18 protein-coding genes are annotated in these 18,274 nt (G+C 40.8%); 5 read left to right on the forward strand and 13 right to left on the reverse strand.

Annotated features, from left to right (window positions below):
- Nucleotides 1–28: 28 nt before the first annotated feature.
- Complete coding sequence (locus B3317_RS02660; RefSeq protein ID WP_291108357.1) at nt 29–547, reverse strand: hypothetical protein; 519 nt, start codon at nt 545–547, stop codon at nt 29–31.
- 76 nt (nt 548–623) lie between these two features.
- Nucleotides 624–2,081, reverse strand: coding sequence for an ATP-binding cassette domain-containing protein (locus tag B3317_RS02665; RefSeq protein ID WP_291108359.1), 1,458 nt, complete (start codon nt 2,079–2,081; stop codon nt 624–626).
- A gap of 341 nt (nt 2,082–2,422) precedes the next feature.
- On the opposite strand from B3317_RS02665, the gene B3317_RS02670 reads away from it, so the two are divergent.
- The 3 genes from B3317_RS02670 to B3317_RS02680 all read left to right on the forward strand — a co-directional run bounded on the left by B3317_RS02670 (nt 2,423) and on the right by B3317_RS02680 (nt 5,204).
- Nucleotides 2,423–3,091, forward strand: coding sequence for an OmpA family protein (locus B3317_RS02670; RefSeq protein ID WP_291108361.1), 669 nt, complete (start codon nt 2,423–2,425; stop codon nt 3,089–3,091).
- A gap of 229 nt (nt 3,092–3,320) precedes the next feature.
- Nucleotides 3,321–3,677: a BlaI/MecI/CopY family transcriptional regulator gene (locus B3317_RS02675; protein ID WP_291108363.1), complete on the forward strand. Its 357-nt coding sequence runs from the start codon at nt 3,321–3,323 to the stop codon at nt 3,675–3,677.
- A gap of 30 nt (nt 3,678–3,707) precedes the next feature.
- A complete protein-coding gene (locus B3317_RS02680; RefSeq protein ID WP_291108365.1) occupies nt 3,708–5,204 on the forward strand; it encodes a M56 family metallopeptidase in 1,497 nt (498 codons plus the stop codon).
- 44 nt (nt 5,205–5,248) lie between these two features.
- Here the strand turns inward: B3317_RS02680 and B3317_RS02685 are convergent, their stop codons facing one another.
- The 3 genes from B3317_RS02685 to B3317_RS02695 all read right to left on the reverse strand — a co-directional run bounded on the left by B3317_RS02685 (nt 5,249) and on the right by B3317_RS02695 (nt 8,386).
- On the reverse strand, nt 5,249–6,523 hold the full coding sequence (locus B3317_RS02685) for a peptidase U32 family protein (RefSeq protein ID WP_291108367.1): 1,275 nt from the start codon (nt 6,521–6,523) through the stop codon (nt 5,249–5,251).
- 145 nt (nt 6,524–6,668) lie between these two features.
- On the reverse strand, nt 6,669–7,460 hold the full coding sequence (locus B3317_RS02690) for a tetratricopeptide repeat protein (protein ID WP_291108368.1): 792 nt from the start codon (nt 7,458–7,460) through the stop codon (nt 6,669–6,671).
- A 14-nt stretch (nt 7,461–7,474) separates the two neighbouring features.
- The gene (locus B3317_RS02695; protein ID WP_291108369.1) at nt 7,475–8,386 is read right to left on the reverse strand and encodes a LysR family transcriptional regulator; all 912 of its coding nucleotides are present in this window, start codon (nt 8,384–8,386) and stop codon (nt 7,475–7,477) included.
- 220 nt (nt 8,387–8,606) lie between these two features.
- On the opposite strand from B3317_RS02695, the gene B3317_RS02700 reads away from it, so the two are divergent.
- Nucleotides 8,607–9,263 (forward strand): YceI family protein, encoded by a 657-nt coding sequence (locus B3317_RS02700; protein ID WP_291108371.1) that lies wholly within the window; start codon nt 8,607–8,609, stop codon nt 9,261–9,263.
- Between the two features lie 318 nt (nt 9,264–9,581).
- On the opposite strand, the gene B3317_RS02705 is transcribed toward B3317_RS02700, so the two are convergent.
- Nucleotides 9,582–9,854 carry a hypothetical protein gene (locus B3317_RS02705; protein ID WP_291108373.1) on the reverse strand — a complete coding sequence of 91 codons (273 nt, stop codon included), beginning with the start codon at nt 9,852–9,854 and terminating at the stop codon, nt 9,582–9,584.
- 141 nt (nt 9,855–9,995) lie between these two features.
- Here B3317_RS02705 and ygiD point away from each other — a divergent pair, with 141 nt between their 5' ends.
- Entirely contained in the window at nt 9,996–10,826 is an 831-nt protein-coding gene (gene ygiD, locus B3317_RS02710; RefSeq protein ID WP_291108375.1) for a 4,5-DOPA dioxygenase extradiol, read from the forward strand.
- 5 nt (nt 10,827–10,831) lie between these two features.
- On the opposite strand, the gene B3317_RS02715 is transcribed toward ygiD, so the two are convergent.
- The 7 genes from B3317_RS02715 to purL form a co-directional block, all read right to left on the reverse strand.
- On the reverse strand, nt 10,832–11,701 hold the full coding sequence (locus tag B3317_RS02715; protein ID WP_291108377.1) for a cation diffusion facilitator family transporter: 870 nt from the start codon (nt 11,699–11,701) through the stop codon (nt 10,832–10,834).
- A 46-nt stretch (nt 11,702–11,747) separates the two neighbouring features.
- Nucleotides 11,748–12,677, reverse strand: coding sequence for a hypothetical protein (locus B3317_RS02720; RefSeq protein ID WP_291108379.1), 930 nt, complete (start codon nt 12,675–12,677; stop codon nt 11,748–11,750).
- A complete protein-coding gene (locus B3317_RS02725; RefSeq protein WP_291108381.1) occupies nt 12,674–13,393 on the reverse strand; it encodes a histidine phosphatase family protein in 720 nt (239 codons plus the stop codon). The genes B3317_RS02720 and B3317_RS02725 overlap by 4 nt, the downstream gene beginning before the upstream one ends.
- Before the next feature lie 76 nt (nt 13,394–13,469).
- Entirely contained in the window at nt 13,470–13,871 is a 402-nt protein-coding gene (locus tag B3317_RS02730) for an acyl-CoA thioesterase (protein WP_291108383.1), read from the reverse strand.
- A 10-nt stretch (nt 13,872–13,881) separates the two neighbouring features.
- Nucleotides 13,882–14,295: an acyl-CoA thioesterase gene (locus B3317_RS02735; protein ID WP_291108385.1), complete on the reverse strand. Its 414-nt coding sequence runs from the start codon at nt 14,293–14,295 to the stop codon at nt 13,882–13,884.
- A gap of 23 nt (nt 14,296–14,318) precedes the next feature.
- A complete protein-coding gene (locus tag B3317_RS02740; protein ID WP_291108387.1) occupies nt 14,319–14,468 on the reverse strand; it encodes a hypothetical protein in 150 nt (49 codons plus the stop codon).
- A gap of 30 nt (nt 14,469–14,498) precedes the next feature.
- The gene (purL, locus tag B3317_RS02745) at nt 14,499–18,194 is read right to left on the reverse strand and encodes a phosphoribosylformylglycinamidine synthase (RefSeq protein WP_291108389.1); all 3,696 of its coding nucleotides are present in this window, start codon (nt 18,192–18,194) and stop codon (nt 14,499–14,501) included.
- Nucleotides 18,195–18,274 lie beyond the last annotated feature (80 nt).

The following is an 18,274-nucleotide window of genomic DNA, read 5'->3' on the forward strand; positions in this document are numbered from 1 at the left end:
TACTTATCCCCTTCTTTTCGTTCTATATTTATTTAACAGCAAACTTTACAATGGAATCACCATTGTAGAAAGCAACCGAATCTATATTCAGGCTTGCATCGAACGTGAAAACTTTGACGGGAGTTATTGTAAACGACCGTTCGTCAGATTCTTGCATGATTGAATATATGATATTGAGAGTTCTTCCTTTCAGATACGAACTGTCCAGCGAAATAGTGACGTCATTCTTTGTTTCCGGTAAAATAATTGCACCAGCCTTTTGCGTATCAAAATCTATAATCGTCAACACATTATCCAATGTTTTGGCAGGGTGGAAATATTTGTCGAAGTCTGTTTCGTTCAATAACATAACTTCGGGAGAAGTGACTCTTTTTGTCGAAAAATAGCCATCTACATCCGTTAATTCCACGTTTTTCAGATTTTGGGAATCATTTTCCGACTCGGATGCATTTACAGCCGGCGCGGATTTCGGAATATCGTTACTCTTGTTTTGTCCGCACGCTGAAACAAGTAAAGACAGAATCGCAAAGTATAATATCGTTTTCATAAAATTATCTTATTTAATCTATTTATATTAACAATTTATAGCTTGCAATGTTTAGAAGATGCAGAGGAGTCCGGGGTTATACGTTTTTTGTTAATACTAGCCGTTTGTTCACAACATCAGGTATTTCGTCTTCGTAATGTGTAACATATATCAGGGATTTATCTTTATCACAGAAATCTTCTATCAGTTTTTTGACACGTTTTTTATTCGCGATATCAAGCCCGTGAAGCGGTTCATCCAGAATCAGCAAGTCAGGGTTTTTTATAAATACCCGCACCAATAACACTAGGCGCTGTTCTCCTGATGATACATTGAGAAACGAGATGTCTTTGAGGTGGCCGATATTGAGGGCTTCCATCCATTTCTGCGCAAGGTTTTCCTGTTCCGGGTTACATTTGCGGTACAGGCCTATTGTATCAAAGAATCCTGAACCTACAACATCGAGGCATCTTACGTTTTTCTGATAATAGAGATGCATCTCGGGAGAAACATAACCAATGCGTCTTTTTATATCCCAAATGCTTTCTCCTGTACCCCGCTTTCTGTCAAATAAGGTAATGTCGTTTGCGTAAGCTTGCGGATTATCTCCGCAGATAAGGCTTAGCAGAGTTGATTTTCCTGAACCGTTAACACCCAGTAAAGCCCACTTTTCACCGCGTTTTACCTGCCAGTTCAGATCTTTTAGTATTGTACGTTCTCCATACCGGATGTGTATATCTTTCATATCCGCGGCGTATTCGAAGGAATACGATTCGTTGTCAAAATCATTTTTCAGGGAAGTGATGTTCAGGCTACCGGTTTGTGCAAACAATAAGTTTTTCAAATCCGTATCGTTGAGAAAACTTTTACAGGATAGGGCTGGCAGTACTTTTTTATTGTATACGGGTAACACATGCGTGATGGCCTCGGGTATATCGTGCGGGTTGGAAAGGATCAGGACAATCTGAAGGTTTTCCAATTCTGCCAGACGTGCCAGCAAGTCGTTCAAAACAGTTCGCGAAGCCGCATCCAGACCTATAAATGGATTGTCGAGTATAAGAATGCGGGGCTTGGATAGTAACGAGCGTACGATAAGGAACTTACGAAGCTCTCCACTCGACAACATGTTCACTTCCTTATCCATCAATTCAGATATACCAAACCACCCGAGCAATGTGTTCAGCCATATGGGGTCGGCTTTGGATACAAGTTCTTTAACCAATGGTATTTCCTGTTCGTCGCCTTTATTCCATCGTTGCTGGTAATAACTGTTTTGAGAATCGATGATACTGTATATGTCGCGGAAAGCTACGCTTTTGGCTACAGATGAAATAGGCAGGTTTTCTCCTTTGCTGTTCTTACATAATATTTCACCGGTTTTAAGGGCGTATTTTCCCAATAGGATATCAGTTAATATGGTTTTCCCGCTTCCATTGGGGCCTATAATAGCCCAGTGCTCTCCGCTTTTGATTTGCCAATTGACGGCTTCTTCAAATTGCAGATGCTCCAGACGGGGTACGGCCGCTGATATTTCTATGATTGTTTCTTGCTCCATTATTTTCTTATATGAAATAGTAATTAAAAACGGAGATTGTATTATCCCGGTAATGTACAATGTTTAAAAGAGTAACAAAAGTAGTGTTTTATTTATATTTTTCTGTCTGTTGTTTCTGTTGAATAACTTTATCATTATAGATATTATTTGACCCGAAAATTTATTGAAAGAGGATTATCTTCCAATTAAAAAGCTGAAATACGCATATTTATCGTTAAAAATGAATCTTTTCATAAAAAATAAAAAATAATTTGAGAATAATGTATAAATTTGTATCCTAGAAAAAACTTCGAACTCACTAAAGCTATAAATTAGGTATTACCTTAACACCATATGAAATTATGAAAATGAGATTTTTATTACTACCAATCCTGTTTTGGGTATTGACTTTTTCTTTAAGTGCACAAAGCAATAAGGCGAACCCCGATCCTTGTAATTGTGAAACTTCCAGAGATTCCGTACTTCTCCAACTGAATAGCGGGGAGGAAGTAATAGTCGTAAAAAGAAGTACGCAACAATTAAGTGTGAGCCAGTCGAATATGGCTAAACGCAGAAAAAATTTCGATTGTCCTGATATTTTTGCACCTCCGGCTCCACAACCCGAAGATCCTAAAATAGAAGTTACTCAGCCAACATTACCGCAAACTCCGGCTCCGGAACCACCCGTAAAAGGTAAGCCATTCTTTTTGCCGGACCCGGTATTTTTCCGAATCAATAAATGGGTGATCGACCAGGCAGAATGGGCTAAAATCGAACTGGCTGTTAATTATCTTAATGCAAATCCCGGATCTACTGTAGTTGTTACAGGATATGCGGATAAGAAAACCGGTAATGCAGCGATTAACCTGCGTCTCTCAAAAGAGAGATCAAATGCTGTAGCAAAGGTATTAGAAGAAAAGTACGGTATCAATAAGAATAGAATTTCCGTTAACTGGAAAGGTGATGGATTGCAACCGTTTGAACTTGATAATGACAAGAACAGGGCAGTACTGTTCCTGATAAATCCATAAAAGAAATACTTATATATAGAATGAGAAAGACCGCTGATTAGCGGTCTTTTTTATTTATGTGTGTAGCAATTGTCTGATTATTAAATGAATGAATTCTGTTTATGCTTATGTGTCTGTATTATATGATAGTTAATTATTGTTAATCATGGGCGTGTAACTATATTTTATAGTTGTATTACTAAAAAATATAGTTATGTTTGTGATATAGTTATTACAAAAGAATATTTCCATGAAAAAACTGACACAAAAGGAAGAAGAAATACTCGCCTGTTTTTGGATCAAAGGCCCGATGTTTGTACGTGAATTACTCGATTTGCAAGATGAACCAAAGCCTCATTATAATACCCTTTCCACGATTGTGCGCACACTGGAGGAAAAGGGATATATAGGCTATAAGGCTTACGGGAATACATATCAGTACTATGCTTTGGTCTCAGAAGACGATTACCGAAAAAGCACACTCAGCAATGTAGTAGATAAGTATTTCGGCAACTCGTATACACGTGTTGTTTCATCATTGATCGAAGAAGAGAAGTTGTCGATAGATGAACTGCAGGAATTAATCCGTCAGATTAAAAATAAGTAAAAGAGTTTTGAGCTAAATATCGGAAAAACGATGGAAGAGTTTCTTTTCTACATATTGAAAGTTACTGCATGCTTCACATTATTTTATATTTGTGTGAGGGCATTCTTGTCTAATGAAACTTTTCATCGTTTCAACCGCGCGGTTATACTTATTGGTACCGGGATTTGCTTTGCATTACCTCTTATAAAAATAAATGTACGGGAATACAGTCCTATTCAGAAACCTTTCGTCCTTATAGAAGAAGCCCTCATTCCTGTAGAACAGTCGTCTGATATGGAGATATACCGGTATGATATACGGGCTTTACCTTCCTTATCCGAACCGGAAAATCCGGCTATTCTGGTTGGTACGGTATTATTGTTTATATACCTGATAGGTAGCGGAGTTAATCTGATAATACTGGCCAGATCGATTTATTCAATGTATCGCCTTATCCGGGGTGGGCGTAAGATTGTACAAAATCGGCATATATTTGTTGTCGTTTCTTCTGATATAAATCCCTTTAGCTGGCGCAGGTATATTGTTTTGTCAGAACCGGATTATGCCGGTAATTCTTCGGAAATTATTACGCATGAGATGGCCCATATCAGGCACCGGCATTCCCTCGACTTGATTTATATGGAACTGGTTGTTCTTGTGCAATGGTTCAATCCGGCTGCGTGGCTTTTGAAAAGGGAATTGAAAGATATACATGAATATCAGGCCGATATAAGTGTTTTAGAATCTGGTATTGATGCAACAAAATATCAACTCTTATTAGTAAAAAAAGCCGTTGGCGCAAGCTCCTACACTCTAGCCAACAGCTTTAACCACAGTAAAATTAAAAAACGAATTACTATGATGTTAAAAGAAAAATCAAACAAATGGGCACGGTTGAAGCTCTTATTATTGCTCCCGTTAGGTATACTTACTGTATACGCTTTTGCCCGCCCTTCAGTAAATGAGCCATTAAATACGCTCATCAATTACGAAAGTACAGAGAATTTATCGGATGTGAAAATGTTGGATAAGGAACTTTCATCCTCTGCAACTGCTGATGTGGATCAGGTTGTATCTAAGTCAGCAATAAAGTTTACTCCTCCCCAGATAAAACAAGATGTACCACCACCTCCTCCATTGCAAGTAACGACGAATCAACAAAGAGATAGTGTAAGTAAGGCCCTGAATGAATATATAGATAAGAACGGCTACAAGTCTGAAAATAGAATTGGTAATCCGCCGACGGGTAAGTTTGAGGTAATGATGATGAGTGACACAAGAGATTTGGAAAACAAAACTACAGTTTTTCCAAGGTCATACAATAAGAAAGCAGACGGGAATAAGTCGGGTTATCTTCGTATTTATTGGTATGTGATAGACGGGAAGAAATATTCGTGGAATAAATTCATGGATAAATGTCGTTATGGGAAAGTCTTTTTTGACAGAAGTAAAATAAAACCGGAAGATGGTAAGATAACAGAGCTATATGGAATAACTACAGATGGAGCTAAAACTTCGGGTTTTTATATGGTAGGATGTAAAGAATAAAAGATAAAGGCTGCCTCAATTTGGCTTATGGGGCAGCCTTCTTATTATACTTTCTCTACAAATTTCTTTTTCCGTTCCACTTTTACGAGCTTGAAAAGTTTGTCCGAAGGACGGATTTTATCACTCACTTTTATAGAGAATTTTTCGCCTTTAACTGTTTCTTCGACAGATTTAAGGTCGACACGAATCTCTTCAACCGTTTGAAAAACAGCTCCGGTGGTAGGTCCTGTAATCAATATCTCGTCTCCGACTTTCAGCGACTGGGTTTCCATCAGGAATTCTGCCACGCCCAGATTGGAGAAGTATTTGATTCCTTTTGCAATATACACTTTCCGTTTGGTAGCACCCGAACCGTAATTGCTGGACCATTCACCGAGCCTTTGTCCCAGATAGTAGCCATCCCAGAATCCACGGTTGAATACCGTAGCCAGCCGTTCGTCCCAGTTCTCAACTTTTTCTTCTGTGAACGTACCTTCACAATAGGCTTTTATAGCTTCCTTGTAGCATTCTACTACGGTACGGACATACTCAGGGCCGCGGGCACGGCCTTCTATCTTGAATACACGTACACCTGCATCCATCATCTTGTTCATGAAGTGGATTGTTTTGAGGTCTTTTGGTGACATGATATATTCGTTATCTATCTCAAGCTCTATATCCGTTTCCTTATCTTTTACAATATAGCTGCGACGGCATATCTGGTTGCATGCTCCACGGTTTGCCGACAGGTCGCGTTCGTGCAGGCTGAGGTAGCATTTACCCGATACAGCCATACAGAGCGCACCGTGTGAAAACATCTCTATACGAATGAGTTCACCGTTAGGGCCCTTTATATTCTGCTCTACAATATCTTTATAGATAGCTGCTACCTGATCGAGATTCAGTTCGCGGGCCAACACCACGACGTCGGCGAATTGTCCGTAGAATTTCAACGCTTCTGTATTGGTAATATTCAATTGGGTGGAAAGGTGCACTTCCACACCGATACTGCGGGCATACATCATTACCGATACATCGGACGCAATAATAGCTGACAATTCGGCTTCTTTGGCGGCATTTACTATCTGACGCATCAATGAAATATCATTATCATAGATAATGGTGTTGACTGTAAGATAACTTTTGAGCCCGTTCTCCTTACAGACAGATGCTATTTGTTTCAGATCGTCGATTGTGAAATTATTGGATGACCTGGCACGCATATTCAGTCCTTCGATGCCGAAGTATATAGAATCAGCTCCTCCTTGTATGGCTGCTGTGAGAGAGTCGTATGACCCTACAGGCGCCATTATTTCAAAATCGGATATATTATTTTTCATTATGGATGTTTAAATATTTTAAATATAAAATACAGGATGTTTCCAGACAATACGAAGCCTGATCTGAAAAAGATGTGCAAAATTATACTTTTTAAACCGAACAGACAACTTTGGAGTATAGATAGCACCTATGCTTCCATTAATTTTATATATCAGCTATCTTTTCTTTTGTCGCGCGTATACTGATTTCTATATCATTTTTCATTTCGCTGTCATTGGCTGTATCGAGATTATCCAGTGCCGCCTGATAATCCTCCAAAGCTGCCCGGTAATTAGACAGTTCGTAATATGTATTTCCTCGGTTGTACCAGGCAACGGGTGAACCCTCCAGTTTTATGGCTTCATCAAAATCAGCGAGTGCTTCATCATAATGCTCCATTTTTTCATGTGTCAGTCCTCTGTTATTGTAGGCACTGGCATAATCGGGCAGTAATTCTATGGTCCGGTTAAAGTCATGCAGCGCTTTTTCATACAGACCCATATTGCTATAAATCGATCCCCGGTTATAAAAAGCCATTCCGTCTTTAGGGTCGAGTTCTATGATTTTCGAGCATGTATTGAGCGTCTCCATTTCGTTGCCTGTCTGATAATAGATAGTAGCAAGGTGCATATATGTTTTTACCAGCACTTTATTACGCCACTCGGTATCTTTTTTATATTTCTCATCATTATTGATGCGTTCGATCAGGTTGTTCAGCATATTTATTTTCTGCTGAGGGGAAGATAGTTTGTTGAGCGCAATATAGACGTCATTATTAAATTTTACAAGGCTTTTTTCTCCCTGTTTCCGTCTTTTTGCAATCAGGAAAAACATGACGGCAAAGAGTATGAACATCAGGACAAACATGGCAACGATGCCTGCTATGCCGAATCCTGCGATAGAACTTACATTACAGGATGTGAATAAGAATGGTATGGGTATTATTATATATTTCATGTGGCAGATAGAGTTTATTCAGTGGTATTAATATGTGTTTTTATGAAAGTTCGTACTTTTTCTACGTATTGAGGTTGTATTTTATCCTTATTGTATGCCAGATACAGAGTATTTGTTGCAGGTATATTTCCTTTCCAGAGTATTTTTACCAATCCCTCTTCCAGAGCTCTCCCCGCAATCAGGTCAGATGAAACCGCCAATACATCGCTATTACTTACAGCCCTCAATATGCCGTCATTGTCCGGTATGGTCGCATGCAGTTTCAGTATAGGACGTTTTTTGAAATTCTCCCGCCAGAATCTTCTTACTAATGCCAGATCGGTACTATAGGCAATCCATTTTTGGGCTTTGAGCCATTTTTCGATATCTTCTATACTGTTTTTTTCTATGCAGGCGTCAAAATCTGTCGTATCTATAGCCGGGTTGCAGACAATCATAAACGATTCGGTGAATAATGCTTCGTAAGTAAGGTTATCCGCAGATTTATTTTGCCGTGTGATGATAGCTATATCGAGATCGTTACTGATAACCTTTTCGGTCAGAGTATCAGCAAGACCATATTCTACTGTCAGATGCAGGTCTTTCTGATTACCTACATGTTCTGCCAGATAATCATTAAAGATTTCGGCAGGTGTGCCTAAACGGATACTTGGGGCTTTATTCAGAACGGTACGTTTAAATTCGGTTTCTACCCGCTCCAGATTATCTATCGATTCCACAATTTGAGTATAGAGCTGTTTGCCATACTCGGTGGGCATCATTTTCCGGGGAAGCCTGACAAATAATTGCTGTCCGATATAGCTTTCCAGCGATGCCAGCTGGATACTCATATTGGGTTGGGATATCATCAGTTCCTGTGCTGCCCGCGTTAGTGTTCCGTACTGATAAATTGCTTTGAATGTTCTGTACCATTCCAGATTGACCATATAATAATTATGATTTATAGTTTTAGAGAGTGAACATGTCGTATGCCAAATCTGTTTACTCTTTAGTTGTAGATATTTATTTAATTGATTTATTCTGCAAATCTATTAATTTTTTTATGATTATGTATCAATATAACTATTTTGATAATAGAATAAAGTATTTTAACTTTGCGACATATTTAAAACAAAATTATATTAATATTAAACAAGGAAATTGAGAATGAAAACATATTTATTAGCTATCGCATCATTAATATTCGTAGCATCGTGCAACAACGCTGCTAAAAACAAGGTTGAAGGAACTGACGCTCAGGTGGCGGCATCTGGGACCGGAGTAGAACTGACAGTAGACCCTTCTGCTTCATCTATACATTGGGTAGGATCTAAAGTAGGGGGTTCCCATCACGGAACAATCGGTATAAAGAGTGGAAGCCTTGCTGTTAATGGGGAAGAAGTGGCTTCGGGTTCGTTCGTAATAGATATGAATGCGATCGTAGATGAAGATCTTACCGAAGCTAAAATGAATGAAATGCTGGTAAACCACCTGAAAAGTGAAGATTTCTTTGATGTCGCAAAATATCCTGAAAGTACTTTTACTATTACAAAAGTGGAAGCTCTGGCAACACCAAACGACAGTGTAAACTATACGGTTAGCGGTAATCTGAAACTGAAAGATGTAGAGAAGAATATCTCTTTCGGTGCAAAAGTTACAAAAGAAGGTGAACTGTATAAGGCTGTTACCGTTCCGTTTACTATCGACCGTACTCAATGGAATGTGAAATATGGTTCAAAGACTTTGTTTGCCAATCTGAAAGAAAATATTGTAAACGATAATATCGAATTGCAGATAACAGTTGTAGCTAAAGCGGCTCAATAATACATTAAACGGTATTTTTATTATATACGGCTTTGACTATAGTGTCAAGGCCGTTATTTTATAAATTCCGCCAATAAGTAGTTGAAGAGATTATTGTCGTATAAAATTGTTCGATTTTTCTACTGCGCGCAATTAAAATTGCTTGCGTTCCTTTTGGCCTAAGCCCCAAAAGGACCCAAAAATGCTTTAGCGCCCCGCTTCAACGTCCGACCCATAACGGGCTCAAAGGCTAAATAAAAAAAACTCGCTCCGGGATGTATATAATACGCATTAGCGGATAAGCTCAAACACGTTTTTGTTTTTAACGCCTTTTTCGTCCTATGGGTGCCCCGTACTTAAAGCTAACGGTGCTGCTGACGCACGTGCGGCTAAAGCCCGGAAAACCTTTGTCCTGTCGTCGCATCGCGATTCCGGCCTCGTCCCGCAGGCGGGGTACCCAATCCGTAAAGCGGAGGTGTAGGGCAAAATACGGTAGCTGCTATACCCTGCTGATAATCCGGCTAAAGATGATTCCGTATTATTTTGCCCTACCGAAGCTGCGGTTTTGGGTCGCCGGGGGATGCAGCCTTGATTTTTTGTTTCGTTTTGCATCAAGGCAAAATGAATTGGAGCGAAGCCGAATTGAAAATCGGCGGAGCCAAATCGGCGTTAGCCAAATACAAGACGGCAGGCGCGTTAGAAAAAAAAGAGCGTTAAAATTCATCCACTGATTAGCTTAAATAACATAGATTTATGACACTAAAAGATTTACATAAACAAGCCATGCAGTTTCACGATACACCGCCTATGCCGGTTGTATTTGTAGGGCATGGTACGCCGATGAATGCCATTGAGGATAACGAGTTTGTACAGGCATGGGGCAGATTGGGGCAAAATCTTCCGCAACCACAGGCTATTCTTTGTATTTCAGCCCATTGGGAAACTCGTGGAACTTTGGTTACTGCCATGAATGAACCTAAGACTATACACGATTTCTATGGCTTTCCCCGTGAATTATCTGCCCAGCAGTATCCTGCCCGGGGATCGAAAGAACTGGCTGAGTTAGTCAGAGGACAGATAAACGATGTTATCATCGGAGAAGATTATGAATGGGGACTCGACCATGGTAGCTGGAGCGTATTGAAACACATTTATCCCATGGCGGATATTCCGGTAGTGCAGATGAGTATCGACCATTTCAAAGGAATGCAGTATCATTACGATCTGGGACGGGAACTGGCTTTTTTGCGCCGCAAAGGAGTTTTGGTGATAGGCAGTGGAAATATGATTCACAATCTGCGGATGGTACGCATCGAAGGGGATGACTTCAATACGGAATATGGTTACGACTGGGCTTTCGAACTGAATGACTTGTTCAAAGATAAGATATTGAACGGAGATTTCCATTCCCTGATAGATTATACCCGTTTGCACAATGCGGCCCGTCTGGCTATTCCTACTCCCGAGCATTATATCCCATTACTTTACACTTTGGCTTTGCGGGAAAGGGATGAGCAGATTAGGATATTTAACGATAAGGTAATCGCCGGATCGCTGAGTATGACCTCTCTTGTAATAGGATAGGAGGCTTATCTCGAAGGCTCTACATGTATCAGCACATCTGCTATTTCGGGTTTATGGGCTATTAGCCTGCGTTTAAGTTCGTGGGCAATATCATGTCCTTCTTTCACAGTAATATTTTTATTTACAATAATGTGTAGGTCTACATAGTATGACATCCCCGTTTTGCGGATATGGCATTTTTCGGTATCTACCACTCCGTCTATTGTTTTTGAAAAATCGCAGATATTGTTGGCCATATCCGTATACATATCTTTATCCATCATTTCTCCCCATGCAGGTTTCAGTATGCGGTAACTGTTATACAGGATAATAAATGCTGCGAATAATGCTGCCCAGTCGTCAGCTGATTCATACCCTTCTCCTTTATAAATAGCGATGGATATTCCTATAAAAGCCGCGACAGAAGTAATAGCATCGCTACGGTGATGCCAGGCGTCAGCTTTCAGAGATGTGCTTCCTGTTTGTTTTGCTTTTCTTATTACCAGACGGTACGATAATTCTTTCCATATAATGATTGCTCCCAGTACAAATAATGTAAATAGCTTGGGGCCTTCGTGCGGCGTACGTATATTTTCTATACTTTCTATCGCGATAATTGTAGCAGAAATGATAAGAAAGCCTACAACCGCGAAGGTAACAAGCGGCTCTATCCGCCCATGCCCGTATGGGTGGTCTTCATCCGCAGGTTTGCTGGCATACCTTAAGCCTAAGAGAACGAGAATGGAAGAAAATATATCGGCGGTGGATTCAATAGCGTCGGCGATCAGGGCATAGGAATTGCCGAAATATCCGGCCAGCCATTTACATACTGCTAAAAGAGTATTACCTATTATACTAAAAACAGATGCCTTTTGGGCTGTCTGGGTCTTATCCATTTATCTATATTTAAAGTACAAATATACAGTTTTAAGTAATTGGATTTTATTTTGTACTTGTAATTTTGTCACCTCTGAAAGTCAGGTTTCCGGCAGGATAAAACCATTGTTCCGTATTTCCGTTTTCTTTTATTTCTGTCGGTTCACCCCATGCAAGGCGGGTCATTTCCTTGGTCATCCCAACTCTGATTTTGTTTTGCAGGATACGGCGGAAATTATTTACATTATATTTTCTTGTCAGGGCTGAGGCTTCGGCCACAGTATATACTTTCTTGATGCTCTCATTTTTCAGTGTGGAAGAGTAGGGGACAGCTGTTTTTATACCCTTTGCATTTTGCAGAACCAATGAGAGTTCATTCGTTGTATTGTCCATTGTCACGTCCGTACATTTCCATGTCTGTCCGGTGGTGAAAGCCAGAGCCTTATTTGTAACCAGATTACGGGACATCTTTAATATATCGTCCGATATTACATACTCTTTCCCTGTCAGTAATTCTTTTTGCTTTTCGAAAAAGCCTTTTACAAGAAAGGGAAAAGTATAGTCGGCTTCGGCATTATATTTATAATATATGATATCTCCACTCGAAAGTTCCTGTAATTTCAGATAGAATTCGTCACTATAATCTTTAGTATTTGTTTTTGCTTTCGGGTGCCTGATAACTTCAAGTACATGGAAATACTTACCTGCCAGATCTTCGTAACGGGAATTGTAATTATCGTTCGGTTTATATATATTCTTTTCGTCGTTCAGCAGGTCGTCGTCTTTTTTGTATTTCAGTATAAAACCGCTATATCCGAAAGATTGGGATGATTTATCCAGTCCTTTCAGGTACAGTTCCTGCCCTGTATATCCTATTGCATTTTTGCCCAGGAAATTAGTTGTGCTGTCATATGCAAACGTCGGAACTGTTTCTTTCTGCGCAAACAGAGTAATACTAAATAAGGCGAGGAATATTATTAAATATATTTTTTTCATTGTCCTGATATTGTAACCGCTTCTTTTTTACCTTTTTCCACAAAACTCATGTCTGCCATTGATTCCACCGTAAACTTTCCGTCCTGATAAATAACTTTGCATACAGCTGCATTTTCCAATGGTTTCTTAAATAATTTGTCTCCTCCCAGTCCCAGTAACATAGCCAGTATACTCATCCCGTGCGAGATGACCAGTATATTGGCATCGCCGTGTTGAGACTCATTTCTTGCTATTTCGAGAAGGCTTTCCTGAGTGCGTGCTTCTACCTGGGAAAAGTTTTCGGCCATGCCCATTTTATCCAGTTTTTTGACGGCATCGAGTACCTCCCGGTAGCTGATCTCTTTTTCCATAATCGCTTTAATCATACTTTCTGACGAAGTATGATGGAGGTATAAAGCGGCACTGTTCCACATATGATGGTTAAAATCGGCTTCGAAGCTACCAAAGCATGCTTCGCGTAATCCCGAGAGCTCGATCACGGGAATATCTTCCTGTCCTTTGGCTCCCAGAACTATTTTGGTTGTCTGTACAGTCCTGCGCAGGTCGCTGCAATAAGCAGTACGGAAATTTATATCGCTCAGTCCGTAGCCCAGATAGCGGGCTACATCTATGCCTTCTTTTGTTAGCGGTGAATCGCACCAACCCTGCACCCTGTCGAGGGTATTCATCATTGTCTTGCCGTGACGGGCAATGTATAATGTAATCTTTGAACTCATTGTTTTAATTATTAATGTGCCAATATAATATCTTTATCATTCCATTGGCACATTGGCATATTAGATAATTAGTATATTATTTAATGTAATCTGCAAAAGCTTTGTCAAACATATCCGGTGCAGAAACTTTGCCATCCATTAGACACACTACCTCTATAACAGCACTGGCGCATAAAGTGTTGTCGGGGACACGGATTATTTGTTGATGAAAGTAATACCTGACACCTTTCCTTTCTATGTTGACAGTACAAATAAAATATTCTGAGCCGCGGAGGGAACTTTTGTAGCTGATATTGGCATTCCGCACAACGGGGATAATATTAGCTTCGGTAAGATCGCGCAACCGTAAACCGCATTTTTCCATCAGCTCGTGGCGGGTAGCTTCGAAGTAATGCAGATAGATAGCATTATTGACCACGCCTTGTGAATCGCATTCGTAGTCACGTACCTTCATGTTGTTCTCAAAAGTTAAAGCCATAATTTAATGATTAGCTAGTTAGCAAATGCCCGAGAGTTTTATCGAATAATTCAGGTTTTCCTACTTTTCCGTTTACCATACAGGCTGTTTCCACCCTCGCTGTCGAACAAACTTTATTGTCTTTCAGGCGAATGATTTTCTGGTTGAAAATATAGCGGATGCCATCTTTTTCAATGGAATCGACAGTACATATAAAATCATTGGCACCGCGCAGGGAATGTTTGTATCGTATATAAACACTTACTACTACTGCATCTATACCTTGCTCATGCAATTCGTAAAAATTCAACCCGTGTTGCTCCAGAAATTCGTGGCGGACTACTTCGTAATAATGCTGGTAGTTAGCATTATTAACTATGCCTTGCGCATCGCATTCGTAGTCGCGCACTTTCATTGTATATTCGTATATAGATGCTTTATTCATTGTTTTATATCTTCTTTATTTTTTTATATATAATTTCCGATTATATTATTGACTATCATTGTAATATGGTCAGTCCTTTGCTCTTTCGCTTTCAGGAATGTAAAGATAGAATTTGATGTATCGTTGTTTTTAGCCATCGCTATAAGGATAAAAGGCATGGGCTGTAAACCCATGCCTGTTTAATATATGTATCTTCTGACTTTTCACTTTTCACTTTTCACTTTCTTCACCCATTCTCTTGCATTTACAAATGCCTCCATCCAAGGAGTAAAATCATCTTTACGATGTTCGAAAGGATGGTGTCCGCATTGCCAAGGGAATAATGAGCGTTCGAGATGGGGCATTATTGCTATATGACGTCCGTCTTTCGAAACAACCCCCGCTATATCATAATCGGAACCGTTAGGATTTCCCGGATATTCACTGTATATATATTTAGCAATTACATTATATTCGGCTTCAGCCTTCGGCATAGCGAATCGTCCTTCACCGTGTGCAACCCAGATACCAATCTTACTTCCCGATAATGAACCGAACATTACTGATTTATTTTCAGGAATATCCACGCTTATGTAAGTCGATTCATATTTATGTGAGCGATTATGTTCCATTTTCGGATGCTTGTCATGTTCCGGATAGATGAGATCCAGTTCCATCATCAGCTGGCAACCGTTACATACGCCGAGGCTCAATGTGTCTTTACGCTCGTAGTATTTACGAAGTGTTTCTTTTGCCTTATCGTTGTAGATGAAGCTACCTGCCCATCCTTTTGCCGAACCTAGTACGTCCGAGTTAGAGAATCCTCCGCAGAATACGATTAAATTGATATCTTCCAGTGTCTCACGTCCCGAGGCCAGGTCAGTCATATGCACATCCCTTACGTCGAAACCGGCGAGATATAGGGAGTAAGCCATTTCGCGTTCGCTGTTTGTGCCTTTTTCACGTATAACAGCAGCTTTCAGGCCTGTTGGCGTAGTCCTGTTAGGGTCGATACCGTATTGAGCGAATTTACCTGTAAACGAAGGGTTGAACTTGAATTGAAGCGGCTGTTTCTTATAGTTTTCGAAACGTTCCAACGCCAGTTTTTCGGTACTTTGCTTCCTGTCGAGAAGATATGACGGTTCGAACCATGCATCACGTAATTCGTCTATATTGAATTCCTGACTGAAAGCATCTTTTTGGATAACAAATTTGCGCTCTTCGATAGGGCGGGCAACGATGGCGAAGCCGATACCGTAATCGTCCAGTATTTTTTCTACTAGGTGGTGATGTTTCACCTGAATAAGTATACCCGGATTTTCTGAGAATAATACTTTGATCAGATCTGCGTGATGCAGTTTGTCGAGGCGGGCTTCAAGTCCTCCCTGCGGATTGGCAAAACACATTTCCAGCATGGCTGTTACAAGTCCTCCGGCAGATATATCGTGCCCTGCAAGTATCAGCCCTCTGTCTATCAGTTCCTGCACCGCATTGAACGCATTCTTGAAATATTCAGGGTCTTTCACGGTCGGCACTTCTTCACCGAGTTTACTCATTGTCTGGGCAAATGCGGAGCCTCCGAGTTTGAACGTATCGAAAGAAAAATCGATATAGTAGAGATAAGTACCTTTGATATATGCCAGCACCGGAGATACGATCTTGCGGATATTCTTCACTTCACCCGCAGCCGATATAATTACCGTACCCGGTGAATATACTTTATCATCTCCATATTTCTGTGTCATCGACAAGGAGTCTTTACCTGTCGGAATGTTTATTCCCAGTTCGCAGGCAAATTCTGAACAAGCCTCTACTGCTTTGTAAAGACGTGCGTCTTCTCCCGGATTCTTACAAGGCCACATCCAGTTTGCACTTAATGAAATGCCTTTCAATCCATCCTCGATCGGTGCGAAAATGATGTTTGTCAACGATTCGGCTATTGCCAGTACAGAACCTGCAGCCGGGTCTACCATCGCAGCCTGCGGCGCATGGCCGATAGATGTTGCTATACCTGCCTTCCCTTTATAATCGAGGGCTACGGCTCCAAGGTCGCTCAATGGCAACTGGATTTCTCCCTGTGTCTGTTGGCGTGCCACTTTACCTGTAACCGAGCGGTCAACTTTATTTGTCAGCCAGTCTTTGCAGGCAACGGCTTCCAGTTGTAGCACATTCTTTATATAATCTTCCAGTTTGGAGATATCATATTCAGGGTTTGTATAAACTTCGTCAATGGTTTCGTCGCGCATGATTGTCTTAGGCGCTTTTCCGAAGAAGTCTTCCAGTTTGAGGTCGATAGGACGCTTTCCGTCAGCTTGCTCGAATACAAACTTCATATCGTTAGTCGTTTCTCCGACAACATACATCGGGGAGCGTTCGCGTTCGGCAATACGTTTAATTCTGTCGGTCGCGTTGGCAGGGATAAGCAAGCCCATACGCTCCTGACTTTCATTACCTACAATTTCTTTTGACGAAAGGGTAGGGTCGCCGATAGGAAGTTTGGATATGTCTATTTTTCCTCCGGTAGCTTCTACAAGCTCCGAAAGGCAGTTCAGGTGTCCCCCTGCACCGTGGTCGTGAATAGAGACAACTGGATTATTATCCGATTCTGCCAATGCACGTATCACATTCGCGGTACGTTTCTGCATTTCAGGATTGGCACGTTGCACGGCGTTCAGTTCTATACCACTTGAGTATTGTCCTGTATCTACAGATGATACAGCGCCTCCACCCATACCGATACGGTAGTTGTCCCCTCCGAGGATAACCACTTTTTCTCCCGGTTTAGGTTCGCCTTTCAGCGCGTCGCGTTTGTTCGCAAAGCCAACACCGCCGGCCAGCATGATTACTTTATCGTACGCAAATTTCTTCTGATTTTCCTGATGTTCGAATGTAAGCAACGAGCCGCAGATAAGCGGTTGTCCGAATTTGTTTCCGAAATCGGATGCTCCGTTCGATGCTTTTATCAGTATTTCTTCCGGTGTCTGGTATAGCCAAGGACGTTCCGGCATAGTTTCTTCCCAAGCCTTCCCAGCTTTTGTACGTGGGTAGGATGTCATATATACGGCGGTTCCTGCGATTGGCAGGGATGCCTTTCCTCCGCCCAGACGGTCACGGATCTCACCTCCCGAACCGGTAGCAGCACCATTGAAAGGCTCTACGGTAGTAGGGAAGTTATGGGTTTCGGCTTTCAGGGAGATAACCGATTTGATTGTTTTTTTCTGATAAAGGCTTGGTTCTTCTCCTTTTTCCGGTGCAAATTGTTCTATCTCCGGTCCCTGGCTGAAGGCTACATTGTCTTTGTATGCCGATACCAGCTTGTTGGGGTTTACCTGCGATGTTTTCTTTATTAATTTGAAAAGCGAACTTTCTTTTTCTTCTCCGTCGATGATAAATGTACCGTTGAAAATCTTGTGGCGGCAATGTTCCGAATTTACCTGCGAGAATCCGAATACTTCGCTGTCGGTTAGTTTCCTGTTGAGTCTTTTGCTTACTTCGTTCAGATATTCTATTTCATCCTCGCTGAGGGCAAGGCCTTCCTGCTGATTGTATGTTTCTATATCATCTATTTCGATGATCGGTTCAGGTTGCTTGTAAATATTGAATACTTCCTGATTCAGTCCGTCATAGATGCGTTGAAGCATCGGGTCGTGTTTCGCGTCGTTTGTATCTACCGGAAAAAATTCCTCTATACGCATGATTCCGCCGATACCCATATTTTGCGTGATTTCCACTGCATTGGTGCTCCATGGGGTAATCATCTCGCGGCGCGGACCAACAAAAAAGCCCGGAACATTTTCTGCTTCGAGCAAGGTTGCACCACTGAATGCCCATGTGAGACGTTGGATAAAATCGGCGTTAAGACTTGAGCTTGTTTGAACAGCAATGATGTTCTTGGAAGGGGTTTGAAAGAAGGAAACCATATTTTTATTTCAAGTTAATAAATTGACTTTTTAATAGGCATACAAAGGTAGTGAAAAGAATTATAAAATAATATAAATAT

It is taken from the genome of Dysgonomonas sp. UBA7710, from assembly GCF_002482385.1.
In the GTDB taxonomy this organism is placed as follows: Bacteria; Bacteroidota; Bacteroidia; order Bacteroidales; family Dysgonomonadaceae; genus Dysgonomonas.